This is a genomic window from Candidatus Harpocratesius sp. (genome assembly GCF_054039255.1).
Genome location: NZ_JBPLBG010000049.1, coordinates 14,200 through 37,104 on the forward strand (window position 1 = coordinate 14,200; position 22,905 = coordinate 37,104).

Annotated in this window: 25 protein-coding genes, 2 tRNA genes and 1 pseudogene; 17 read left to right on the top strand and 11 right to left on the bottom strand. The window is 30.3% G+C overall.

The window, feature by feature from the left end; genetic code table 11:
* Nucleotides 1-246 precede the first annotated feature (246 nt).
* Nucleotides 247-1,716, top strand: coding sequence for an aminopeptidase (locus tag ACXLDF_RS11580; RefSeq protein WP_457558692.1), 1,470 nt, complete (start codon nt 247-249; stop codon nt 1,714-1,716).
* A 197-nt stretch (nt 1,717-1,913) separates the two neighbouring features.
* Here the strand turns inward: ACXLDF_RS11580 and ACXLDF_RS11585 are convergent.
* Together ACXLDF_RS11585 and ACXLDF_RS11590 are read right to left on the bottom strand one after the other, a co-directional pair.
* A tRNA-Thr gene (locus ACXLDF_RS11585) sits at nt 1,914-2,012 on the bottom strand.
* 201 nt (nt 2,013-2,213) lie between these two features.
* On the bottom strand, nt 2,214-2,528 hold the full coding sequence (locus ACXLDF_RS11590; protein ID WP_457558693.1) for an ArsR/SmtB family transcription factor: 315 nt from the start codon (nt 2,526-2,528) through the stop codon (nt 2,214-2,216).
* 646 nt (nt 2,529-3,174) lie between these two features.
* Between ACXLDF_RS11590 and ACXLDF_RS11595 the strand changes: the two genes are divergently transcribed.
* From ACXLDF_RS11595 to ACXLDF_RS11605, 3 genes are all read left to right on the top strand, one after another.
* Nucleotides 3,175-5,241 carry a TIM-barrel domain-containing protein gene (locus ACXLDF_RS11595; protein ID WP_457558694.1) on the top strand — a complete coding sequence of 689 codons (2,067 nt, stop codon included), beginning with the start codon at nt 3,175-3,177 and terminating at the stop codon, nt 5,239-5,241.
* 183 nt (nt 5,242-5,424) lie between these two features.
* Nucleotides 5,425-6,708, top strand: a complete 1,284-nt coding sequence (locus tag ACXLDF_RS11600) for a PAS domain S-box protein (protein ID WP_457558695.1) — start codon at nt 5,425-5,427, stop codon at nt 6,706-6,708.
* Nucleotides 6,709-6,777: 69 nt separating this feature from the next.
* Nucleotides 6,778-7,578 carry an RNA methyltransferase gene (locus ACXLDF_RS11605; protein WP_457558696.1) on the top strand — a complete coding sequence of 267 codons (801 nt, stop codon included), beginning with the start codon at nt 6,778-6,780 and terminating at the stop codon, nt 7,576-7,578.
* Between the two features lie 84 nt (nt 7,579-7,662).
* On the opposite strand, the gene ACXLDF_RS11610 is transcribed toward ACXLDF_RS11605, so the two are convergent.
* The 3 genes from ACXLDF_RS11610 to ACXLDF_RS11620 all read right to left on the bottom strand — a co-directional run bounded on the left by ACXLDF_RS11610 (nt 7,663) and on the right by ACXLDF_RS11620 (nt 9,261).
* Nucleotides 7,663-8,100, bottom strand: a complete 438-nt coding sequence (locus ACXLDF_RS11610) for a hypothetical protein (protein WP_457558697.1) — start codon at nt 8,098-8,100, stop codon at nt 7,663-7,665.
* 228 nt (nt 8,101-8,328) lie between these two features.
* Entirely contained in the window at nt 8,329-8,586 is a 258-nt protein-coding gene (locus ACXLDF_RS11615; protein WP_457558698.1) for a hypothetical protein, read from the bottom strand.
* A 90-nt stretch (nt 8,587-8,676) separates the two neighbouring features.
* Nucleotides 8,677-9,261, bottom strand: a complete 585-nt coding sequence (locus ACXLDF_RS11620) for a Rab family GTPase (protein ID WP_457558814.1) — start codon at nt 9,259-9,261, stop codon at nt 8,677-8,679.
* 113 nt (nt 9,262-9,374) lie between these two features.
* On the opposite strand from ACXLDF_RS11620, the gene ACXLDF_RS11625 reads away from it, so the two are divergent.
* Nucleotides 9,375-9,833 (top strand): hypothetical protein, encoded by a 459-nt coding sequence (locus tag ACXLDF_RS11625; protein WP_457558699.1) that lies wholly within the window; start codon nt 9,375-9,377, stop codon nt 9,831-9,833.
* Between the two features lie 59 nt (nt 9,834-9,892).
* Here ACXLDF_RS11625 and ACXLDF_RS11630 read toward each other — a convergent pair whose 3' ends face one another.
* Together ACXLDF_RS11630 and ACXLDF_RS11635 are read right to left on the bottom strand one after the other, a co-directional pair.
* Nucleotides 9,893-10,783: a hypothetical protein gene (locus ACXLDF_RS11630; RefSeq protein WP_457558700.1), complete on the bottom strand. Its 891-nt coding sequence runs from the start codon at nt 10,781-10,783 to the stop codon at nt 9,893-9,895.
* Nucleotides 10,784-10,962: 179 nt separating this feature from the next.
* A complete protein-coding gene (locus ACXLDF_RS11635; protein ID WP_457558701.1) occupies nt 10,963-11,763 on the bottom strand; it encodes a hypothetical protein in 801 nt (266 codons plus the stop codon).
* A gap of 531 nt (nt 11,764-12,294) precedes the next feature.
* Here ACXLDF_RS11635 and ACXLDF_RS11640 point away from each other — a divergent pair.
* Together ACXLDF_RS11640 and ACXLDF_RS11645 are read left to right on the top strand one after the other, a co-directional pair.
* Nucleotides 12,295-13,242, top strand: a complete 948-nt coding sequence (locus tag ACXLDF_RS11640; RefSeq protein ID WP_457558702.1) for an MBL fold metallo-hydrolase — start codon at nt 12,295-12,297, stop codon at nt 13,240-13,242.
* 232 nt (nt 13,243-13,474) lie between these two features.
* Nucleotides 13,475-14,224 carry an ArsR family transcriptional regulator gene (locus ACXLDF_RS11645; protein ID WP_457558703.1) on the top strand — a complete coding sequence of 250 codons (750 nt, stop codon included), beginning with the start codon at nt 13,475-13,477 and terminating at the stop codon, nt 14,222-14,224.
* An 81-nt stretch (nt 14,225-14,305) separates the two neighbouring features.
* Here the strand turns inward: ACXLDF_RS11645 and ACXLDF_RS11650 are convergent, their stop codons facing one another.
* Nucleotides 14,306-14,452, bottom strand: coding sequence for a hypothetical protein (locus ACXLDF_RS11650; protein WP_457558704.1), 147 nt, complete (start codon nt 14,450-14,452; stop codon nt 14,306-14,308).
* On the opposite strand from ACXLDF_RS11650, the pseudogene ACXLDF_RS11655 reads away from it, so the two are divergent.
* From ACXLDF_RS11655 to ACXLDF_RS11675, 5 genes and pseudogenes are all read left to right on the top strand, one after another.
* A pseudogene (locus tag ACXLDF_RS11655) lies at nt 14,424-14,618 on the top strand (transcription factor E); the annotation flags it as partial. The gene ACXLDF_RS11650 and the pseudogene ACXLDF_RS11655 overlap by 29 nt on opposite strands.
* An 18-nt stretch (nt 14,619-14,636) precedes the next feature.
* Nucleotides 14,637-14,852, top strand: a complete 216-nt coding sequence (locus ACXLDF_RS11660) for a hypothetical protein (protein ID WP_457558705.1) — start codon at nt 14,637-14,639, stop codon at nt 14,850-14,852.
* Between the two features lie 214 nt (nt 14,853-15,066).
* Nucleotides 15,067-15,381, top strand: coding sequence for a hypothetical protein (locus ACXLDF_RS11665; protein WP_457558706.1), 315 nt, complete (start codon nt 15,067-15,069; stop codon nt 15,379-15,381).
* Nucleotides 15,382-15,597: 216 nt separating this feature from the next.
* Nucleotides 15,598-16,038, top strand: coding sequence for a peptidylprolyl isomerase (locus tag ACXLDF_RS11670; RefSeq protein ID WP_457558707.1), 441 nt, complete (start codon nt 15,598-15,600; stop codon nt 16,036-16,038).
* A 63-nt stretch (nt 16,039-16,101) separates the two neighbouring features.
* The gene (locus ACXLDF_RS11675; protein ID WP_457558708.1) at nt 16,102-16,995 is read left to right on the top strand and encodes an RIO1 family regulatory kinase/ATPase domain-containing protein; all 894 of its coding nucleotides are present in this window, start codon (nt 16,102-16,104) and stop codon (nt 16,993-16,995) included.
* A gap of 29 nt (nt 16,996-17,024) precedes the next feature.
* On the opposite strand, the gene ACXLDF_RS11680 is transcribed toward ACXLDF_RS11675, so the two are convergent.
* Nucleotides 17,025-17,699 carry a class I SAM-dependent methyltransferase gene (locus ACXLDF_RS11680; protein WP_457558709.1) on the bottom strand — a complete coding sequence of 225 codons (675 nt, stop codon included), beginning with the start codon at nt 17,697-17,699 and terminating at the stop codon, nt 17,025-17,027.
* 184 nt (nt 17,700-17,883) lie between these two features.
* On the opposite strand from ACXLDF_RS11680, the gene ACXLDF_RS11685 reads away from it, so the two are divergent.
* From ACXLDF_RS11685 to ACXLDF_RS11695, 3 genes are all read left to right on the top strand, one after another.
* Entirely contained in the window at nt 17,884-18,126 is a 243-nt protein-coding gene (locus ACXLDF_RS11685; protein ID WP_457558710.1) for an LSM domain-containing protein, read from the top strand.
* Between the two features lie 556 nt (nt 18,127-18,682).
* Nucleotides 18,683-19,330, top strand: a complete 648-nt coding sequence (locus tag ACXLDF_RS11690) for a class II aldolase/adducin family protein (protein WP_457558711.1) — start codon at nt 18,683-18,685, stop codon at nt 19,328-19,330.
* A 138-nt stretch (nt 19,331-19,468) separates the two neighbouring features.
* Nucleotides 19,469-20,743 (top strand): lactate racemase domain-containing protein, encoded by a 1,275-nt coding sequence (locus tag ACXLDF_RS11695; RefSeq protein ID WP_457558712.1) that lies wholly within the window; start codon nt 19,469-19,471, stop codon nt 20,741-20,743.
* Nucleotides 20,744-20,855: 112 nt separating this feature from the next.
* Here ACXLDF_RS11695 and ACXLDF_RS11700 read toward each other — a convergent pair whose 3' ends face one another.
* Together ACXLDF_RS11700 and ACXLDF_RS11705 are read right to left on the bottom strand one after the other, a co-directional pair.
* On the bottom strand, nt 20,856-21,374 hold the full coding sequence (locus tag ACXLDF_RS11700; protein ID WP_457558713.1) for a P-loop NTPase family protein: 519 nt from the start codon (nt 21,372-21,374) through the stop codon (nt 20,856-20,858).
* A gap of 127 nt (nt 21,375-21,501) precedes the next feature.
* Nucleotides 21,502-21,575 (bottom strand) — tRNA-Pro (locus ACXLDF_RS11705).
* A 223-nt stretch (nt 21,576-21,798) separates the two neighbouring features.
* Here ACXLDF_RS11705 and ACXLDF_RS11710 point away from each other — a divergent pair.
* Together ACXLDF_RS11710 and ACXLDF_RS11715 are read left to right on the top strand one after the other, a co-directional pair.
* A complete protein-coding gene (locus tag ACXLDF_RS11710) occupies nt 21,799-22,122 on the top strand; it encodes a hypothetical protein (protein WP_457558714.1) in 324 nt (107 codons plus the stop codon).
* A 57-nt stretch (nt 22,123-22,179) separates the two neighbouring features.
* On the top strand, nt 22,180-22,692 hold the full coding sequence (locus ACXLDF_RS11715; RefSeq protein ID WP_457558715.1) for a transposase: 513 nt from the start codon (nt 22,180-22,182) through the stop codon (nt 22,690-22,692).
* Nucleotides 22,693-22,905: the final 213 nt, after the last annotated feature.

The following is a 22,905-nucleotide window of genomic DNA, read 5'->3' on the forward strand; positions in this document are numbered from 1 at the left end:
TAAAGATCAGTTCTAATCTAAATTGTAATCTTGATCACTCCATTCATTCCCATCAATATTTCAATGATAATGATCAAAGGATTCCCTCAGCATAAAAAGTTAAGCTTTCAGAAATATAATGGTGTTTTAAATAATATCTTTGCATGTATTGAATCATTTTCTTTATATCAATCCCATATTTTTCCCCATTGGATTATTTGTTTAAATCACTAGATTAAAAAAAAACGTTTGCTTAATCTACCTATTATGCCATTCGATAGTGAAATTTCTTCAACTGAGAATGATTCAAAAAAATCACTTTTGGAAGAAAAACTAACCAAAAAATCTCCCTTTGCTTGGGAAAAATATAATGAAATCCAGAAAAAAGAAGTATATTCTCTGGCTACAGATTATCTTAAATTTATAAGAAATGCAAGAACTGAACGTGAACGAACTAAGTGGGCTGTTCAAGAAGCTGAAAAGAACGGATTTAAACATGTAGAATTGGGAAAAGAGATTACAACTCTTAAACCTGGTGATAAAATCTATTATGTAAATAAATACAAAAATGTTGCTTTAGTTGTGATTGGAAAACATCCAATGACAGAAAGAACTCATCTAATTGGTTCACACATCGATACACCTCGATTAGATTTGCGTGTGAATCCTTTAGTTGATGATAAACAAGCAGGGGTTGGTCTTTTTAAGACTCATTACTATGGTGGAATTAAGAAATATCAATGGACCACCGTTCCTCTTCATCTAACTGGAATTGTGATAACGAAAGAAGGAAAACGGATAGAAATTGACATCGGGCGCGATCCTGATGATCCAGTTTTTACTATTCCTGATTTATTAATTCATTTGTCTTCTACTGTACAAGCGAAACGTACCATGCGGGAAGTCATTAAAGCAGAAGAAATGACTGTCATTGCTGGTGGATTACCAGTTTCGGATGAAAAAGCCAAAGAAAAATTTAAATTGAATATTCTCAGCATTCTAAATGAAAAGTATGGATTGATTGAAGATGATTTTCAATCCGCAGAATTGAATTTAGTCTCAGGAATTCAACCACGTTATATTGGTTTTGATAAAAGCATGATTGGAGCTGCAGGACATGATGATGGTGTCTGTGCTTGGACAAGTGCTCGAGCACTCTTTGATATTAATGAGATTCCTCCATATACTTCAGTGGTTTGTTTCTTTGATAAAGAAGAAATAGGAAGTAACGGTGCAACAGGAGCAGAATCAAAATGGTTGTATTTCGTGATGAATGATATCATGGTTCGCACAGGTATTCCAGAAACAATTACAAATCTACATTTGGCATTAACTAATAGTTTTATGGTAAGTTCTGATGTTTCTGCTGCAGTTGATCCTGCTTTTAAGACAGTTCATGATATACAAAATGCCGCTGTTTTTGGTAAAGGTATAACCTTGGTAAAATACACTGGTTCTGGAGGAAAGTATTCTGCTAATGATGCAAATGCGGAAACAGTTGCATATATGCGGAAAGTATTTGAGGAAAAGAAAGTTCCATATCAAATGGGTCAGTTAGGTGAAGTTGATAAAGGCGGAGGGGGAACTATTGCAAAGTATATGGCTGAAACGTTTAATTGTGATGTAATTGATGTCGGCACGCCTGTATTGAACATGCATAGCCCCTTTGAAATTGTGCATATTGCGGATGTATATGCTACATATCTCGGTTATTTGGCTTTTATTTTGCATGATTAAGGGATCTACTCGATCAATCATTATATTTTTCTATTTTTTTATCCATTCTTTTAGTGCGAATAAGTTTATAGCGATAAAATTTAAAATGACAAAACTTACTCGCACTTGCATACAAATAAAATTTTTGATTAATATTAATATAAGTTGCAGATTTGGGAAGAAAATATTTAAGAACGCTCTTCTTTTTTTTAAAAATCAGCCAGTGAAGGGGATTGAACCCTTGAACCTCTTGATTTTTCAGAATGAATATGTATTCATATTACGAATCAAGTGCTATACCACTAAGCTACACTGGCGTAAAAATGCGCAAGGGTTTATTATGAGTTAAGTCAATAAACATTTCGTAACATTAAAAATTTTTGTTGATTGTTTTTTGAAAATCGTTAAATTTAGTGATGATCTAATAAATTGCATGAGAGAACAAGTAATTATGTAATAATTCTTTAGAGAGATAAACCAGGAAAAAATTATTTATTTTATTATAATAAATTCAATGCTTATTGAAACAAAATTTCAAGTTTTTCTAATGATAGACTACATACTTTTCGTACGCCATGACCACCAGGGCGATAATCGCAATTAATTAATTTGGCTTTTTGTAAAATGGCAATTTGGGCCGAGATATTGGCTTCAGTTTGCCCTAATTTGGCTGCAATTTCCGAAACATCCATTGCTGCCATTGTTAATTCTTTTAGTATTTTTTGTCGGGTAGCACTGGATAATGCTTTCGCAATTTTAACCAATTCTGGTGTTTCGAGTTGATATCCTGAGGAATCAATCTGATTATTTTGTATGTTTTGAATTATTTCCATTTTTCTCCTCTTTCCCTAATTATATTTAATTAAAAATCTTATTAATAAATTCATAATTTATTAATATAATCACATAATAATATAGAAAACTCTGTAATATAAGGCTATGGATTCATATTGGCCACTTATGACTTGAATAAGATAAATACATTTGAATAATTTGTATACAATAATTTCATTGAATTCTTAATGATCATTTCAAAAGTTAAAAAAAAATGATTAATTGCTATGCAATGATTCATACTTAAGAAGTGTAAAATGTATACATTGTCATATGATGAATGCAGAATCCGATTCTTAATAACCTAAACCAATAAATGGTATTTCTGGAGAAGGAAATTCTATCTGTACAACATCGTTTGAATTCCAATTTATAACTGCAAAAAAATAATTTTTTAAGCATGGATATTTGAAATATTCCCTATAATCTAAGTGTATTCGCACGAAATATAATTTTCGAATAGAGCTTAAGTAAAACGCATCTAAATTAAAATAAAAGATCTTCTAGATAATTATTCTGCTATATCTTCTAAATTTTCATTCAATCATTTGATCATCTCTTTTTTTTTTAATTTTCTAAATTTTTTAATACTAGTGAAGTGAAATCATATTATATTTAACCGATTTCAAGGGAGTTCCGACATAAATGATTCATTTGGCTAAATCTGGAAATCGTTTTGATCTCTATTTTCAAGATGTAAAATTCTTTTCTCATCGAAATGATGAGCCTGCAGTAATTTTAGGCATAGGAGATTATAAAATAAAGGTTCAAGATGGAAATTTTCAATTCAAGGAGAAATTACAGAGAAGGATACCCCTTAATCGCTTTAATATTGAAATCAACACAAAAAATAGGGTTGATGTTCAATTTTCAAATACAGAAACTTATGAGAGCGTTGTACTTTCATTTAAGGCCGGGGAAGAATTAGAAATTCAGATTAGTACTAAAAACCAAAAAATTAATCGAATTTGGGTTCATTTGCCCTGTCACGATTCTGAATTCATATATGGAAGTGGAGTACATGCTTCCAATTTTTGTTTGAATAAGAAAAAGGTTCAACTTTGGGTGCAAGGTATTCGATCTCGAAAGAAACAAAAAAAAGGCTCATCAATGCAGAGCAGTTTTCCACTTCCAATTTTTATTGGAATTGCTGAAAGTGTGAAATATTATTGTTATATTGAAACAAATAATTTTGGTGAACTCAGATTTCACCAAAAGGGAAAAAAGGGAAATTTTCATGAATTATATTTTTGGGGAATCCCATCTAAGATTTTCATTCGTAAAGGAGAAAATCCTATTCAAGTTTTGGAATATCTTACGGATAAACTTGGAAAACAACCCCATCTTCCAGAATGGATTTATGAAGGAATATGGATTGCTGATTCTGGTAAGAAGGGTAATGAAAAGATTGAAAGTCGATTAAAAAGAATTATTGAGGCTGGAGTGAAAGTAGGTGCAATTTGGCTTTTTGATTGGTCTGGTATTCAAAAAACTAAGGAAGGAACAGGTATTTTTTGGGATTGGAAATGGAATGGTTCCGGACGGCCAATTAGATTTTCAGAATTTCCTGAATTTGTCAAAAATTTAAAAAATATTGGGATTCATGTTATTGGTTATATTAATGGATTGCTTTCTCGCAAAGGAGATCTTTATCAGGACATCCCTGACAAATCTTTTTCGATACATACTCATTATGACACCGAATACATGGTATCTGTAGGCGATCAGCAAGCAGTAATGCTTAATTTATTCAATCATGCTTGTTTTAATTGGTTTAAGAAGATTATAAAAAATAACTTGATTAAAGAAGCTGGCTTAGATGCTTGGTTGGTTGATTACGGAGAACGACTTCCTATCGACATAGAGGTAGGGGATGAAAAAAAGGGATTGGAGATGCATAATAAATACCCGGTTTTACTTTCTCAAGTAAATTATGAAGCAATCTTTGATGTAACAAAAGATTTTGACACTACATTCATTAGTAACACTGGGTATTTAAATTCTATTAGATTTACTCCTATTTTTCAGATAGGATTTTTATTTCCTTCATGGGATCGGGATAAAGGAATTGGTGCTGTAGTATCATCTATGCTTTCTGCCGGAATGAGTGGAATTTGCCAAATTTTTTCAGATATTGGTGGTGGTATTCCAGCTGATGGTGATATCAAACGTTTTAAAGAGTTAATAATGAGATGGGCGGAATTATCATGCTTTTCTTTGCTAATGGTTTTAAATGATGGTTATTTTGGTTATAGTGTTAATAATGATAGTAAAGATGAAAGAGATAACCCTTCTTCGCAATTTAGTTCTGATGATGAAATTTTCAAACATTTAGCTCGAATGAGTCAAATTCATTCATTAATCAAGCCGTATTTACAGAAATGTGAAGAGGAGTACCAAAATAGAGGAATACCTATTATCAGAGCACCCATTTTATACTTTTTCGATGATCCTCGAGTTCGTACAATAGATGATCAATATTTATTAGGACCAGATGTTTGGGTGGCTCCAATAGTTAAGGAAAAAACCACCCAAAAATCTTTATACTTGCCAGATGATGGTTGGATTCATTTGTGGTCGGGTATAGAGTTTAATCAGGGGAATGTAAAAATTAATGTGCCTTTTGGCTATCCTGCAGTTTTTTATAAAAAAAATAGTGATTGGAAGGATTTGTTTGACTCAATTACCACGCAGTTCGGCACTCATGTATAGATTTTCAGAATTTTATGCTTTTTTTTATTATTCCTACTGTGATGAAATAGAAAAAATAATTCTTATAATGATCGAAATGTGGATATGATTGTTATTGATTTTTTTTTACATGATGTAATTTTGCATTGCAAATTTGCTAAAATTTTTTATCCACTTTCGACATACTTAAATAAGGGGATATGAATGAAACGGGTTCGGAATTACATCCTTTCTCAAAACAAAGATACAGTAGGACTTAATGAGATTTCAGCAGAATTATCTTTAACAAAAAAGGAAGTTTCTGCTGAATTACTTCAATTCCTTGAAGATACTCTTAAAAATAATCCCGATGGATTGACTATTACTGATTTAAAAGAGAAAACTAAATTGAATCGAAATTGGATTGCTAAACAACTAGAAATATTAGAATTATTAGGGCGTGTTGAATTAAAAACTATCGGACCTGCTAAGTTATATCGCTGGTCGGAAGAAGGATTGAATAAATGGGAGAAATATTACCGAGCGTTGATAGAGAATTCCCATGATGTGATTATTGTCATCCAAAAGCGCTCTCAGCAATCTATGCAGATCCAGTTTATTAGTGATAGTATTGAACAGATAACGGGAATAACTGCTGGTGAATTCGATGAAGAGAGAGTAACCAAGCATATCCATCCAGATGATCGCAGTATTATTGAAAGTTTAGACAGAATTTTTGCGAATGAGACTGTGCAAGATACTATAAACTTTCGCTTTTTAGATAAATGGGGAAAATATCACTATATTGAAGCAGCAATAACAGATCTACGAGATAAGCCAGAAATTGGAGGGCTTGTTTTGAATTGTCAAGATGTCACAGAAACTTTCATTTTACAACAACAAATTCAATATCGAATAGCTTTTGAACAAATATTGCTAAATATTTCGACAACTTTGATCACAACTCCAGAATTCGATCTAGTTCATAGACTATCTGAAAATTTTAATGCTATTGGAAAATTCATGCAGCCAAGCGATCATTTAGAAAACCTTAATTTTATCGCAGATTATTTGTTTCTTTCCGTATTTGATTCACATGAGCAAAAACTTCGTGCTGTAACATATTGGAATAATTTAGAAGAATTTTCAAATATACCTAAAAGTTTCTTAGTTATTTCGACTAAAGAACATGATTGGTTGATAAAAAAAATTGTCCAAAAAGAACCTGTGTTTTATTCACCGATTAAGGAAATGTGGTCGAAATTGGATGACAGTATGAAAAATGAGTTAAAATCAATAGATTCAGGATCATTTTTGGCAATTCCTTTTCAAAGTGCTGATAGTGAGATATTAGGTGCTATTATTATATTCTTCCATACTGCACTTAAAGCTTCAAGTAAAGATCAATTTTTAGATCTTTTTCAAAATTTAGCAGCAATTTTTGTGAGTCACTTAAAACGAATTGAGCAATCTTCTCAGCACTCTCTTGAAGACCTGTTTCATCATTGATCATTTCACTATCAGAAGGAAAGAAAGATACAGAAAAATAAGAAGGAAAGAACTGCAAGTTGAATTGTGATGCTAAATTTTATTTCGATAGTTTTAATTGGCACTGAAAATGCAGGAAATATTGGTGCAGTTGCTCGTGTCATGAAAAATTTTGGACTTTCTCATTTAATTCTTATCAATCCTTTGGCAAACCCCCAATCCAATACTGCATTTGGCTTTGCAATGCACGCTAAAGATGTATTACAAAAGGCAGAAATTCATTCTATACCTATTAGTTCTTCAAATGATATATATCATCAATATTTAGCTAAAAAATTGAAATCATTTAATGTAGTTATCGGAACTACAGCAAAGGGTATAACCTACAAGAACATAAATCGAATGCCTTTATTTTTAACTGAGTTTTCCATTAATCAATTTTCGCAACAAGATCGGATTGCATTAGTATTTGGACGGGAATCTACTGGATTAACCAATGAAGAACTACAACACATGGATTTCTTATTGCGTATTCCAACTGATGACATCTATCCTACACTAAATTTATCACATGCAGTGGGAATTATATTATCATATTTTTATTTTCAACAATCAAGAAATTTACAAGATCAAATTGGACGAAACGTTAATTTAGCTAAGAAATCTGATAAAGATTTGCTTTTAGAAAAAATTGCTCAAGTAATTAATGCTACACCTTTACCAGCTTTTCGGCAAAAACGAACACTTACAGCTTTCAAAAATATTTTAGGCAGAGCCATTGTTACGCAAAAAGAATTTGAATACTTACGTAATTTTTTTAGAAAAATTCTGCAAATTTATGAAAATCCTGATATATATGAAGATTTTCATGGAAATGAGTATTTTAAATAAAAATGAATAATTTAAAAGAATGAATAAATATCTCAAAGTAAATAAAGAATAAAAGTAAAAAATAGATATACTCGATACATCATATCATACCAAAGAACCCATGAAATCTAATTCAGGAACTAAGGAATATAAGCAGTACAATAAAAGTAAACTGATAAAGGAGATCCAAGTTGCATCTCGCCAATCCATTCCTGCAACAAACTTCAAAATCACCATAAACACAAAAAACACGAGAATTGGAACTAATTGAACTACGTAATTTCTTCCATAACCAGGTGTAATTAAGTTTCTAAGACTGGCAAATAAATCTCCTAATAGTCCTAAAATAAAACCTGCTCCACTTCCCACTAACGGAACTACAATTACTAAAATAATCGCTGCAATGAGAAGAATGAACTTTTTATCCACTGCATATGACTTTGATATTATTAATCGTGCAGAAAGCCACAACATTAACCATAATAATATACTCGCGATGAGAATATATACGACGGTAAGAAAGATATTGGTTTGAAGGATCATACAATCATATTTTATAATTATAGAACCTTTAAAAATCTATAATTCCAAATTAAGTGAATATTTTCATCACTCTTTACTTATATTTATTTTCATTATTTTGATTTTCTTTCTCTTTCACGAGATGAAAATTTAAGTGCGATAGAAATGAAGAAATGAAGGAAAAAAAGTAACAAAGAGTTTTGGATTGAATTTTAGCAATAAAGGTTATTGGCAACTAAGGTTCAAAAATCACCAAATTCCACGAGCGATTAAGATCATATCCAATCCAAACCCAACAAAGATTCCAGCTAAGATCAAAGTTATAGCTGTGAATTTAACTGAATCTCGCTCAGGTCGTTTATATTGTGTGAAGAGAATCAATAAGAAAAAGGTCAAAAATCCAAGGATTAACAAAATCCAGCCCCAGAATCCATTGTAATCCATATTTTGAAATGTTTCTTTGATACTTTGGCCCCATTCTTGGAGAACATTATTTTGAAATAGCATGAAATATCAAATCAAAACAAATTGCCGAGCTTTAAAAAAATTATGACTCGAATTATTGAGCATTACAGAAAAAAATTTCCCTTTAAATTATTAATTTTTATTCAAAGCTTGAGATAATTTTATAAAAACTTCTTCAACACCATCAAATGTTTTTGAAGAAATAAATAAATGGGCAAAATATTTATCTTTATTTGGAAATGTTTGCAGACGTGCTTCAAATTGGTTTCTAAATTGATCTATAATGTCTTTTGATGAAATTAAATCTTTTTTAGCACCTACTAATATTATTGGAATGTTCGGATTTTCATTTAGTAATAGTTGATTCCATTTTTCAATACTGTCAAAGGATTTATATCTGGTGAGATCGTACATGATAATCGCACCCTTTATACCTTTAATATAAGAATCATGAAGAAATTGAAAACGTTCTTGCCCGCCCAGATCGAATGCTAATAAAGATTCTGAACTTGATTGATCATAAGTCGAGATTTGAGGATCTTCATTTAATTTCATTTCCACGCATGCAAAGTCTACACCAACTGTCATTTTAGATGTTTCATTAAAATTATGATAGCATTTTGCTTCAAGTAGAGTTGATTTACCAACACCACCTTCACCTAGTATAGCAATTTTGATCAAACGAGGAGAACCCATTATGAAATATTTGTTCAGTATACTTAAAAAATAAGAGGATTTTCATGATTACTTTATAATATTGAATAAAATCGATCTTCCATTATAAGCTAATAAATTCATTTATATTGATCTATATCGAAGTGTATTTAGAAATGAGTTGTAATTCTGGAACTATTATTCTTATTGCAACAGATTTGAAATTTTATGAAATTTTAGATTCTCACCTTAAATTTTTATATAATATCATTCCTCTGGATAATTTTGATGATATAGATGTTCTCGATCCTTCTTGGAATATAAAGCTTTTCTTTTTAAATACAGATCGCCCATGGATTGGTTTAAAAGATATTTTAGAGAAAATTAAGGAGTCAGAGTATTATATGAATATTCCTGTTATCGGACTGTCTTTGAAGCAACATTATCATGAAATCGAAGAAAAAGTAAAGCATATGTTTGAGGATATTTTACTTATGCCTTGTGGATCTGAAGATTTACTTACCCGAGTAGATATTTGGATTAAAACTTACAATTTATTATGTTCTGATGAAATTGAGAGTAGAACTTTTCAAATAAATATACCTTCTGGAAATCTGGAGAATTTTGAAAGATAAATGCTCTTAATTATTCTTTTATCATTCTTAACCTAATTTTTAAGTATTCTATAAGAAAATTATATTTCTTCATTATTCTGAAAAAAGTGTAGTTGAGACACAAATTCCTTTTCCCATTGTTCCCATGCAGATTTAAGAGCTGCTTTTACAGGTATTAAAATTTTAGAGGTCAACTCTATTTTTTTTGAATTTTGTGTAAGTTCTGGAAAAAATTCTTTAGATTCATCAAGCAAATGCTCAATTAAAGTGGTAATAATAAATTGGTAATAATGATCTACTTCTTCATTAAGAAATGATTCTTTTTTGGTGAGTGAATATATTTTAAAGCCATCCTTGAAATGGGAAATAATTTTTCCTTGAACTTCCAGATGATTAAGTAAAATTTCAACTATTTCTAAGGGGATATCAAGAAATTCTTGAATCTGATATTTATCTGCATACTTTTCATTTAAATAATCTGATAATTGTGCTTGCCAATTTTCTAATTTAAACAAAATTTCATGGGGTGAAGTTTTCAAATCTAGTGAGTTTTCTAATTCATTATCAATGATAATACTATTTGAAAGATTTGTGATTTCATTTTGTTGAATGGTGGATTTATTTTTATCAATTTTTACCATATTCAATTTATCACTTAATTCAGTTAGAATAATTTGTTGCGCTTTCAATTGTTCAGTGAATTTACTCATACTTTCATTGAATTGATCTGCAAAATATCTAATATCTTCTGAATTTTGAGATTCTGGATGTAAAAATTGCTTTAATTTATTGTTCTTAATGTTTTGTTCTCTCTCATTTATAATTTGAGATCGTAATTCCAATAATTGATTGGGAGACATGCCTGAGCCGAAAATCCGCTTTAATTCATTTTGAACTTGTCTGATGGAGAGTTGTGTTTCCAGAAGGGTTTTTGCATAAGGATATTTATTTGGATTTTTTTTTCGTGGCATATTAAAATAAAATAACAAGTGTTATTTATTATTTTTGAATCTATGTTCTTTTCAGAAGGTATTTCAAATTAAATAGTATTTTTAAAATAACGTTATGTTATCTAGATATTAAAATGAACTAAAAAAAATTCAATGAAAGTAAAAAATTGTCACATAAATGAAAAAATATTAATCTACACTTATGCTTTGAAATTTACTTCATTTTTTAAAATTTCTTTATCAATCTCAATTATTCGATTTAAGACACCTTTTCTCAGAGTGTGAAGTCGAATTAATCTTGAATTTAACTTTTTATCTTTAGGAATTTCTAATTCATTAATTTCGTAGCTGTTTTGCATAATTATAGATTTCCAATGTGAAGGTATTTCATCCCTAAAATCCCCTGCAATTTCATCTAATAAGTCATTTAGCATTGATTGTGTATTTGGTAATTTCAGCGAAGCAAATTTTAATTTATTGGTTGCTGAAGAATCTTCTGGATTTTTTGAACTGGGACGTGGTGGCTTTTTTTTGATCTTTAAGACAACTGATTTATCTGAACTGGTGAAACTTAGTAAGATATAGACATATGGTGTTCCTTTTAACGCTAATTCCATTAATTTTTTTCGTTCAATCGATTTTGCAGTCTTAATTTCTGTAGTATAATTTTTAGTTTGACCTTTACTTTTTACAGGATGCCATTCTTTAGGAAAGCCAAGCTTATCTAATAGGGGTGCAAAATCAATTCCACCGATAATATTTCCAGTTACACTAATTTCATCGTCTGTACAACCTTTTAAAGCAAATCTTAATAGCAGATCTTCATATTCATGCGATGCCCAGAGTGAAATTTTTGCTTTTGTCTGTGATATCTTAATGACTGGACCTTCAAACATTCCTTTGGAATATCTGGTGAAATGCTTATGCACATCAGGTGCATTTTTCACAGGATCATCCACATTGGGATTATTAACAAGTTTCATAAGAAAGTGATCTGACATGATGTTTTCCTCTTGATGAATCAAATTATTCCAATTGTTCTAAATAATATGAATTGATTGTAATTAACCTAAATAATTTTGGAATACTTTAGAGAAAATTAAAATTTGTGGTTCAAATAGAACAAATGGAATAACTCAATGTCTATCAAATAGAAAAAAAAATAAAGAATTTAAAAATAAATTCAAAAAAAACATGACCTTTCACATTAATCTTCACCATCTAAATGAGTGATATTATGTCAGAGTGCTAGATGAGGGAGAAAGATTATCGTGAAACTTCATGAAAAAAATAAAAAATTGTCACTTATGAAAATTAACTACACCAAAAAGAGAAATCAGAATAAATCAAAAATAAAGTGAATATAAATCAAAAGGAAATTAAGCCAAAAATCAAATGCAAATCTTTATATATTATTCGATTATTACTAAAATTAATTTAACGTTTGAATTACCATAAATTTTAATAACGTTAAAATAAATGCGTTCTATTCAAAAATTTAAAAATCACTCAATATTTCAAAGGTTTTACAAATGAATATTCAATCTCCTATAAACACTCATTTATCATTACCTATCCCTGTTCAAGAATCTCCACCTTTTCATTCCTCATATTTCCACATATCAACAATACATTCCGTAATTCATCTTATCAAGCCAAAACATATGGGTTATGACGAATCAAATGTTGTATTAATAGAGCTGAAATCTGGGATAATTCTCATAGATTCATTTATCTCACCAAAAGCAAATATGCAACTTATTGCATTTATAGAAGAGCATCTTCATAAACCATTGCAATATTTAATTAATAGCCATTCTCATATTGATCATTTAATGGGATATCTCTCCTTTAACTCAAATATTCCAATCTTGGCTGGAATCCAATCTTTTAAGCAGATGTCAGAGAAAGGATTCTCTATACTAAGACAATGGGCAACGAATATGGAAGATTCTTTTCAAAACATCGTGATGGAATATATTAATGAAGAAAATCCTAATTCTATTGAATGCTTAGAAGAAGTAATTAAATTATTCCAATTGAGTAAAATGTCGAATTTTAACTTTCGATTACCAAATTTGCTAATTGAAGATCACATTTATTTATCTAGCGATAAAATTTCAGTTGACATTCAAAATGTAGGTCCCGCATTTACTGAAGAAGATTTAATTATTCGAATACCTGAGCTTAAAACTGCATTTATAGGGTCCATCTTATGTCAAGATTATCTCAATGCTTCAAAATTGGTTGAATTTGCTCAACAAGCTAATTCACTAAACAACATTATCAAAATTTTAACTAAAATCGTAAAAGATGACATAAACATCTTTTTAAGCAGTTCTGGAAAAGCATGGGAAAAATGTGAAGTTTTAGAATTTCGTGAAATGTTGTTGCATTTGCAAGAAACTAATTCAATAAGCAATAAATCTCCATCACATAATATATTCCCTCCTTTATCCAAATTTGTAATGAGAATATAGAACACTTAAATTTAGAAAAGCCAAAATTGAATTGTAAGCAATCATTCAATAAATTAAAATTCGCTCCATTTTTTTTCGATTAAAAAACTAATTTACACTTGATAAACAAGATATTTCACTAAGTAACAATAACTCAGATTCATAAAATATTAATTATATGTCATTTCAAGGATTTATTATTATATTTTCATTAAAAAAATAACACTAAAACAATAGTCATTTTCTCTAGGTGATGTCTATCTCTAATACTCAAAAATCTGATGAAACTAGTCGGTCTTCTTCTCATAAATCCAAGACCCACAAACATCACGAATGTAAATCAAAAAATAAATCAGAAGGCGTAATTTCTTTTAAAGATGTTATGCAAAGTAAACCTAAATTTCTGATTTTTTCTCTATTATCAATGTTTCCAGAACTTAGTTTAAAACAATTGAAGGAATTTACCAGTAAATCAAAATCTACCATTTCAATACATCTTTCGGACATGGAACGTATGGGATTAGTTCGAGTTGCAAGAGAAGAAAAAGCACGGGGTTCTATTCCGACAAAATACTTTCGATTAGTCGAAGATTATGAAGAAAAAATCGCAAGACGTAAATGTGAAAATCATGAAGATCGCGTAGCAGAATTTAAAGAATTCTTACAGATTCACCAATCTTTTGCACAAGTTCAATCTCAATTTTTAAGTAAATGGTTAAAATATCTATCTGCTCTCGAAAAACGCTTAGATTCTAATCAAGATCTTGCTACCATTGAAGAAATTGCCTCTTTAAAAGCTGAAAAAGGAAGACTTTCAGTTGTCTCCTTTTATACAGATAGCATTGCTGCAGAAATGCGTAAAGGTCTATGGCCAATTTATAAAAAAGCAGAACAAGATAATAAAGAAGCAGATAAACCTGATCCGGTTGTCCATCCATATTTTATTGGTGTTCAAATACTCCCAATAAAGCGTGCCTTTGATTATTTCTTTGAGCATGAATAAAATGGAAGTATAATGTAGTATATATATTGTAAATATTGAAACGCAAAATTTTTTTTATCATGATACGTTTATTTTCCTATTCTATACTGTTTTTCTAAGGTGACCTTCGATTCCTACAGAGAAAAAGAAAACGCTATCTGCAACATTAAAAGCTGTTTTAAAAGATTTTGGTGGTCCTGAAGCACTTAAAATCGCTAAAATCTTACTAGATGCTGGTGATGAAACCACTGATGAGAAAATTGCCGAATTAAGCAAAGTTAAACTTAATGTAGTTCGAAAAATCCTCTACATTTTAAATGAGAATAAATTAACTGAATTTAAACGAGTTCGGGATAAACGTTCAGGCTGGTTTGTTTATTTCTGGAATGAATCATTCGACAATTTGCCCTTGTTATTACAAGAACGGAGGGAAATGGTCATTGAAAAATTAGAATCTCGAATGAAGTATGAAGAACAGAATTATTTCTTCCAATGCAGTAATGGATGTGAAGGAAGATATATCTTTATTGAAGCAATGGATTATAATTTCATTTGTCCTATTTGTCAAAAAGGGCAATTAATCGCGGATGAGAATAAAAAGAAAGTTCAATTTCTCAAAGACTCAATAATAAAATTAAGAAATTTATAAAAAATCCACTTTTCATGTATTTTTACGATTATTTTAACTCATAATTTTTTCTATCTATATACTTATTCTTATTTTCTACTTTTTTAATATTAAATTCTTCATTAATAAGCGGTTGTTAACACTAAATTCGGAATTTATAATTCTAATTCCAAAAATAAATATAGATGGTATCTATTATTAGATCATATCACTATCAATGAGGGATAATAAAATTATGGATTCAAACACTTATATTGTTAAAATTAATTCGGCATTATCAAACAAGCCTTTTTTTATTAAAATTGATGATCCTTCGCTTAGTATTGATACAATTTTTAACGAAGCCATCAGTCAACTTAAAAATGCAGGAAAACCACTTGAAAGTCAGCAATTAGCTCAATTATATGAACGCCATCAAATCTTTAATTCAGGTAATATAGTTCAAAAGGGTGATCTATTCTCAGATCTTATCAAGAAAAAACAGGTAGTTGGGGAACAAGAAGTAAAAATTGCTGAGTTAGATTTGGTTACATCTCATTCTGGAGGATAGTTCTTTATATTCTTGATATTTTTTGTTTCTTTTTATTCCATTTATTCCAGATTCAATACGTTTTTCCATTTATTCTTTATCTACTAGTTAATTTTCTATTCTGTGATGAAAGAATAAACTTATTCGCACAGTGTAGATTAATTTTTTTCATTGTCAAATTCGATCAATTCCATAACTTTTCAAGTAATCGAGGATTTAATTGCTTAAGTGATTAGTATGAAATCAAATCCACGTGTAAAAATGGAAACGAATAAAGGAACTCTATTAATTGAATTATATCCAGAACATGCACCAGGAACTGTGGCTAATTTTCTTAAATTAGTTAATCAGAAATTTTATGATGGATTAACTTTCCATCGAGTTATCCCTGACTTTGTTGTACAAGGGGGTTGTCCTATTGGAGATGGCACTGGTGGTCCGGGATGGACTATTAAATGCGAAACTGAAGGTAATCCGTTAATTCACAAGCCCGGAGCTTTAAGCATGGCTCATCGTGGAAAAGATACTGGTGGTTCTCAATTTTTTATCGTACTAAATCGAGAAAATACCAAACATCTTGATGGAAAACATACAGTATTTGGCCAAGTTGTTAGTGGGATGGAATTTATATCAAAGATTGAACAAGGCGACCAAATGCTGAAAGTTGAAGAGATTTAATCCTTTTTTTATTCTTTTTTGGCTATTATTTATTAATTTTAAGAAATAGGCGTTGATATTAAAATGGCTCAAGTATTTAGGGCAGCACATATGGTGCGAGATTTAGAACCTGAAGATATTCGTGTGTTGACTGGAATCGAGTTGGGAATGCGCCGTTTCGAATTTGTCCCAATGGATCAAATAAGTTATTATGCTCGCATTCTAAAATCAGAAACTGAATATCGACTTAATAAACTCCATAAACTGGGCATTCTTCAGCGTAATTCACAGGTGGGTTATGTAGGATATCAACTTATTTCAGAATCATACGATGTTTTAGCCCTTCATACTTTAACTCAACAAGAGATTATTATAGCTGTTGGTGATTTAATTGGGCGTGGAAAGGAATCGGATGTATACATTGCAAAATTGCCAAATGGAGAAGAATGTGCTTTGAAAATTCACCGAATTGGCCAAACTAGTTTTCGACAAATCCGAAAATTGAGGAATTATATAAAGAATCGTAGACACATCTCTTGGTTATATGTAAGTCGTCTTTCAGCAGAATCAGAATTTGCTGCATTACAGAAAATTTCGCAATTAAAAATTAATACTCCAGTTCCATTTGGACAAAATCGACATATGGTAGTTATGAGTTTGGTCGAAGGAAAATTAATAAGTACTATTCCAGAACTGGAAAACCCTGAAGAGATTTTAAATCAAATTCTTCATCAAATTGAGATTCTTTATTTACAAGGAAAAATAATTCATTGTGATTTGGGTGAATTTAATATCATAATTACTCCAGATCAAAAAGTTCAGATTATCGATTGGCCACAGTGGGAGAGTAGCGAACACCCAAATGCAATCTCTTATTTAACCCGTGATTTATCAAATGTAAATATCTTTTTTCGGAAAAATTATCATGTTGATTTTGATTTAGATGATTTTTTGAAGCATTTAGTAGATAATAAATGAAAATATCACAATTCATCAATTCCTTTATTCTATTGAATTTTTGAATGAATATAAAATATCCAATCCTCAATATTGGAATCAGTTGAATTGTTAATTATTTCTAATGTAAAATTTGGTGATGAAAATATTTCACTCAACCATTTTTTCCATTGTCCTAAATGATACTTCTTTTTTAACACAGAAATCATGATTTTACTAATTAAATTAGCATCTTTTCGAGTAATTCTACTTATTTCTTTTATTCCTTTCATTGGATTAGGTAGATTTTGAAGAGTTGTTAGAGAAATTACATTAGATATTGCGCTATTTCGGAAGGGTAAATTCTCACCGTCTGCACAGATTAAATGTGGATAGTCATTTACTTTTTTATCTTTGAAATCATGTTCAATCCATTTAGATTTAAATTTTAATAACATCTCACTAGATAAGTCGCAACCAATATAACGAAAACGAAATGTGAGAAATTTTTCTAAGTCTTGAGAATTAATTATAAAATCCCAAGTCAATCCCGTTCCACATCCAAAATCAAGCCAAACATCTGAAAATTCCATTTCTTTTGCAGAAATAAGTGAAAACTTTTCTGATTGAAGCGTTCCATAGCGATTATCGTAGATTTCTACATAACTTTTCTCATTATAAAGCGCTTGGATTTCTTTCTTCTTTTTTTGTGAAAGAAAAAGAGACAAAGGATCTGATTCATTCATGCTTGATTCACACTGATATTTTGTATAATAAAAGATAATTGGGGATAATTTAATCATTTGATCAATTAATCATTTTGAGCTCATGATCTCTTGATCTCCTTTTAAATATTATTAAGTGAAAGATCTCATTGTTTTTTAAAGGATGCATCACTATTTATTCCATTGATTAAGTTACGTGTTCTTTATGGCATATAATAACAGTCGTAATCCATTACGAGCGCTTCAAAACCGAATTGGACAAGAAATTGTAGTTCGCTTGAAGGACTCAACTGAATATCGTGGTAATTTAAAGGAATATGATAATTTTATGAATTTAATAATTGAAAAGGTCACCGAGACCATTCCCCATGAGGAAAAAACAAATCATTATTCTGAGCTTTTTGTAAGGGGAAATAATATTCTTTTTATATTACCAGAAGCGGATTAAATTCCTCTTCATTTCTTTCTGTTCTGCCATAGAATCGAATTCATTAAATATTAAATTCTTCTGATTTCAGGTTTATAACACCTTAAGTGGGTATTTCGAAAAATAACAGAAAGAATTTTTTTTTACTAAAAATTTTAATTAGTAAAATCTTGATCAAAAAAATCCCATATCATATTGAGAGTTTGATACTTTAATTTGCCCTTATTATTTAAATAATACTTAATTTTTGTTGTTATTCACAAATTTGTCTTTTTTATAAAATCTTAAATGTTATTTTTTCTGTTATCTTAAATTCACTCCATTTTTTTTATTAACTTCTCTGAGTGTAAAAATTTTACTTTGAATTAGACATAAAAAAACAAATTTATTTTTTTCATTGTTATTTTTCTTTATTTAATCCAAAATATTTTAGTAAAAAGAATTATTTTGCAAAATATTCTAGAATATACTGCTCACTTTCTTGTATTTCTTCATTGCATGCTTTCTCATATCATTAAAATAATATTGTTTCACTATTACACTAGAAAATATAATGAAATTGCAAAAAAAATCTCAAATGACTGAAAATGATTATCGAATAGCAGTTGTTCAGGGGGCGCAAGATATTTTTAAGGGTCATTTAGTTGAATTTGGAGAAGGAAATGTTTCAATGCGTGTTGCTGATCAAGATGAACTCTTCATAACACCCACTCAAAACGATTATCTATCTTTAACTTCTAAAGATATCGTTCATATGAAATTTGATGGAACATTACTCTCAAAAGAACGTAAACCATCTTCTGAATACCGTCTTCATGTTGCAATCTATCAACAGCGCCCTAAAGCCACATGTGTGATTCACACTCATTCAATTTATGCCAGTATGTTTTCTATGGTTAAACAAAATATTCCAATTCTATTTGAAGAAGCCTTGGTCTTCTTAGGGGGTGAAATTCAAGTTGTAGATTATGTTGAAGCAGCAACAGAACAATTAGGGATTCAAGCAGAGCACTGCATGGGCGAAACTAATGGCGTTATAATGGAAAATCATGGCGTTGTTGTATGTGGGCGCACTATGGAATATACAGTCAAAAATGCTTTGTTGATTGAAAAAATGGCTAAAATCTATTGGGGTGCAAAGCAATTAGGCAATGTGCATTCTGTTGATAAGAAATACTGGGATAAATTCTTAAAGATACATAAAAGTTTTTTCAGCACATATTAAGAGATGAAGAATGCATTAAAAAATGCATTAAAGAATGCATTAAAAAATAATTAAGAATAAATTTATTCACATTTATTAACACTATATTTCATTTGATCATTTGTTCACTAAATTAACATTTCAATTTGAGGTATTTTTATGCGTATCCAATTAAAATCTTATTCTGAAAAATTTGAGATTTTTCTGCCTGATGATTTAGATATAGAAGTTCAACATCCAAAACACGAAAAATCTATCGAAAATCCCGCTGATTCACTCATAAATGCTTTGAATTCTCCTTATATGACTAAACCTTTAAAAAAACTCTTGGAAAATGCCCAAATTCAGAATGAGAACTCTGATGATTATATTTGTATTCTTATTTCTTTCAATATACCGCCAACAATTTGTCAATCGATTCTACAATCGCTGGAAAACTGTTTTAATAATGCAAAAATTCCTGATACAAAGATAAAAATCCTACTGGCAACTGGAATGCATCCTAAACCCTCTCCTAAATTCATGAAAAGATTATTAGGAGTTGAATTTCTATCCCGTTTTGATATTATTACTCACACTGCCCAAGATGAGAAAGATTTAACATACTGTGGTGATTCTCCTTCAGGAATGCCTGTTTATTTGAATCGATATTATTTTCAATCAAAATTTAAAATATTGGTTGCTGCTGTGGAACCACATCCAATAAGCGGTTTTACAGGGGGAAATACATTGATTGTTCCTGGTATTTCAGGAGTTATGACAACTCAAGCGATTTATTCTGAAGAAAATCTTCGATCTGCTGAGACCCGCTATGGTATCTTGAAATCGAATCCAATTTATAAGAATACTCAAGAAATACTAAAAATGACTCATATTAAGCCCAATTTTGTTATAGAATTCGCATCAAATGCTCAGAATGAAATTTTAAAAATAGGTGCAGGTGCATATCAAGTTCATGATCAAATATATCAATATGTAAAACGCAATTCATTTTTTCCCATTACCAAACAATTTGATGTATCTATTCTTCCTCTTCCTTCAGCTCATTCTAACTATCCTGAAATCTCAATTTCAAATTTCGTATCTCTTTGTGCAAATGGAGAAATATCTCTTAAATCCAATGGTGTTTTAATTATGATCACCAAAAGTGTAAATATTCCCATAAATATCAATTTTAAAGGTGATTCTCCAAAAAATTTACATCTTTTAACCAAATTATATCGTTCTCTTTTGACCAATATTTTGTCAAAAATTTCAGTTATTATTCTTTCACCTCAGACATCTTTTTCTGAAGAATGTGAGAATTTTATACCTCAGATCAAATGCTTGAGAGAATTATCTGAAGCATTAAATTACTGTAAAGCTCAATTTGGAGATAATTTTCGAGTCCTCGTAATACCTGAACCTTTACATTGTATTCCTCAGAAACTTTAGATACTTTTTTTGAGAATTGAATAAAGCTGAATAAAATTGAATAAACTGAACAAGGTTGAACTAAATGGAGTGATATTGAGGGAAATTGGTAATAATTTGTGATATTGTCTTGCTATCTGATTTTTGAAAGGTTTTGCAGCCATTTAGATAATTGACGAGGAGAAGTAAATCTATAAACCGATAATTGTCCAAGATTTGCAGTATTCAACAGTTTTAAAATATAGGGGCTTCTTTCCTTACGAAATCTCCAAATCCATTTAAGAAATTCAAAATCAATTCGTTCCTTGCAACCTGTCGTAATATCGTATCGTGGGTGATTACGATAAATTGTTTGGCGTTTTATGACTCGATATATGCAGATTCTTCTAGGAAAATCGAGATAAATAACTGTATCTGCATACATTAATCGCTTTTCTAATGTACTTGAGTAATTACCATCGATAATCCACCTTTTGTAATGGAGAATCTGGTCTAAAGTCGAGATCCATTCTTCTTTTGGAGTTTGTTTCCAATTTGGTTGCCAAAAATAACAATCTAAATGAAATACGGGAAGCTCAAGAAGCTTTCCTAATCGACGCGCAAAAACCGATTTTCCTGCTCCACCTGATCCAATTATTAAAATGCGATTCATATTAAGTATGTCCAGGTATTTTTGAAATTTTTTGCGATAAAAATTTTATTTCTATTAAAGAGGTAGAAGAAGATATTAGATAACTAATGATAATTAAAATAATTCTTAATCAATTTGATGAAAAGAATGGGAACGTTGAGGTTTGAACTCAAGACCTCTCGGTTCCGAACCGAGAATCATACCAAGCTAGACCACGTTCCCACTTATTACAGTCTCTAACTATCTGATTTAATATAAAGGTGGGATGGGATAAAAATTTTACATTTTACAGAGGATAGAAAGTGTTATATTATATACGAAAAAGAATACAGAAAAATTAAAATAAAACAGTTCTCAACGATTCGACAAAAAAAATCTTAGTCATATTCCTTTATTTAGTGAATGCATCAACTAGAATAAAAGGAAAGGATATTTGGGATATATTATGGACGATTTACCCCAAACCATGCATCAACCTTCTCGATTTGGTGCATGCTATCCAAAATTTAATAAGATTTCATTTTTCATAAATCTTGCGAAATCAGTCAGAAAAGCTTTGAAGGTTCCTCTTACTCGACAGGGGCAAAAATGGTATTTTGATGATATTTTAGCAGTATTATGTTATTGTTGGATTCGGGGGGTCTCAGTTCACCACGCATGTCAGAAATTAAATCGATGGGCCCAAAAATTCTTAGATTTTAAGCCTCAAGAATATAATGACAGGCAGAAATTCTGTGCATTCCAGCACCAAAATACCGTAAATGATTGATTGCACACTTAAAATATCTTGAATGTGGAGGATGTTTATCGCATCGTATTCGAAAAGATGATTCGGTTTGTTTTTCTTAAAGATCGGAGATTCCATCTTGTTGTTCTTGAATTTGATCTTACATATCTCGGATATTGGGGAAAACGCAGGGATTCACTGATTAAAGGCAGCAAAATGGTAAAAGGCACGCGAAGAATACGCCATTATCATGGAGCAATGATTTATGGCCTTCACAAATCTCTTTTTATCGGATGCCATCATGTAGCGTATCGAGAATCCAAAATCCCATTCATGATTAAAATTGCTGATTGGTTGATAAAATTAGGGTTAGAAATCAAGGTTTGTGTAATTGATCGTGAATATTATCGTCAAAATATCTTAAAATCATTTAAAATCAGAGGAATTCCTGTAATTACGCCTGTAAAAAACTACAAACAACTCAAAAAAGCAAAAAAAGAATACATTTTAGGATATAAAGGGAGAATTCAAATTTTTACGGTAAGAACTAAGAATAAAAAGAACCGAAACCGAAAATTGACACGTTGTTGGGTTCATTTAATTCCTCAATGAAAACAGAGATTAAATGATTTGAAATGCGCCTATCGACAAGGACTACTAAGTTTAGACAAAGTATGTGAACAATTATATGGGTTAATTACAACTATTGCACCACAATATCGCTCAAAATCTTTCGTATACTTAATAATGCAATATTGCAAAATGAGATAGCAAATTGAGACCGAGTTTCCTGATGTAGATATTCACAAAGGACTTTGGCGGTCA

Bases quoted from the DNA above. Each gene is read 5' to 3' on its own strand.
- ACXLDF_RS11685 (WP_457558710.1), top strand. From the start codon at position 17,884: ATGGCATATAATAACAGTCGTAATCCATTACGAGCGCTTCAAAACCGA.
- ACXLDF_RS11580 (WP_457558692.1), top strand. From the start codon at position 247: ATGCCATTCGATAGTGAAATTTCTTCAACTGAGAATGATTCAAAAAAA.
- ACXLDF_RS11715 (WP_457558715.1), top strand. From the start codon at position 22,180: ATGATTCGGTTTGTTTTTCTTAAAGATCGGAGATTCCATCTTGTTGTT.
- ACXLDF_RS11690 (WP_457558711.1), top strand. From the start codon at position 18,683: ATGACTGAAAATGATTATCGAATAGCAGTTGTTCAGGGGGCGCAAGAT.
- ACXLDF_RS11680 (WP_457558709.1), bottom strand. From the start codon at position 17,699: ATGAATGAATCAGATCCTTTGTCTCTTTTTCTTTCACAAAAAAAGAAG.
- ACXLDF_RS11630 (WP_457558700.1), bottom strand. From the start codon at position 10,783: ATGCCACGAAAAAAAAATCCAAATAAATATCCTTATGCAAAAACCCTT.
- ACXLDF_RS11640 (WP_457558702.1), top strand. From the start codon at position 12,295: ATGAATATTCAATCTCCTATAAACACTCATTTATCATTACCTATCCCT.
- ACXLDF_RS11710 (WP_457558714.1), top strand. From the start codon at position 21,799: ATGGACGATTTACCCCAAACCATGCATCAACCTTCTCGATTTGGTGCA.
- ACXLDF_RS11660 (WP_457558705.1), top strand. From the start codon at position 14,637: ATGGTCATTGAAAAATTAGAATCTCGAATGAAGTATGAAGAACAGAAT.
- ACXLDF_RS11625 (WP_457558699.1), top strand. From the start codon at position 9,375: ATGAGTTGTAATTCTGGAACTATTATTCTTATTGCAACAGATTTGAAA.
- ACXLDF_RS11590 (WP_457558693.1), bottom strand. From the start codon at position 2,528: ATGGAAATAATTCAAAACATACAAAATAATCAGATTGATTCCTCAGGA.
- ACXLDF_RS11610 (WP_457558697.1), bottom strand. From the start codon at position 8,100: ATGATCCTTCAAACCAATATCTTTCTTACCGTCGTATATATTCTCATC.
- ACXLDF_RS11635 (WP_457558701.1), bottom strand. From the start codon at position 11,763: ATGTCAGATCACTTTCTTATGAAACTTGTTAATAATCCCAATGTGGAT.
- ACXLDF_RS11605 (WP_457558696.1), top strand. From the start codon at position 6,778: ATGCTAAATTTTATTTCGATAGTTTTAATTGGCACTGAAAATGCAGGA.
- ACXLDF_RS11670 (WP_457558707.1), top strand. From the start codon at position 15,598: ATGAAATCAAATCCACGTGTAAAAATGGAAACGAATAAAGGAACTCTA.
- ACXLDF_RS11665 (WP_457558706.1), top strand. From the start codon at position 15,067: ATGGATTCAAACACTTATATTGTTAAAATTAATTCGGCATTATCAAAC.
- ACXLDF_RS11615 (WP_457558698.1), bottom strand. From the start codon at position 8,586: ATGCTATTTCAAAATAATGTTCTCCAAGAATGGGGCCAAAGTATCAAA.
- ACXLDF_RS11700 (WP_457558713.1), bottom strand. From the start codon at position 21,374: ATGAATCGCATTTTAATAATTGGATCAGGTGGAGCAGGAAAATCGGTT.
- ACXLDF_RS11600 (WP_457558695.1), top strand. From the start codon at position 5,425: ATGAAACGGGTTCGGAATTACATCCTTTCTCAAAACAAAGATACAGTA.
- ACXLDF_RS11675 (WP_457558708.1), top strand. From the start codon at position 16,102: ATGGCTCAAGTATTTAGGGCAGCACATATGGTGCGAGATTTAGAACCT.
- ACXLDF_RS11645 (WP_457558703.1), top strand. From the start codon at position 13,475: ATGTCTATCTCTAATACTCAAAAATCTGATGAAACTAGTCGGTCTTCT.
- ACXLDF_RS11595 (WP_457558694.1), top strand. From the start codon at position 3,175: ATGATTCATTTGGCTAAATCTGGAAATCGTTTTGATCTCTATTTTCAA.
- ACXLDF_RS11695 (WP_457558712.1), top strand. From the start codon at position 19,469: ATGCGTATCCAATTAAAATCTTATTCTGAAAAATTTGAGATTTTTCTG.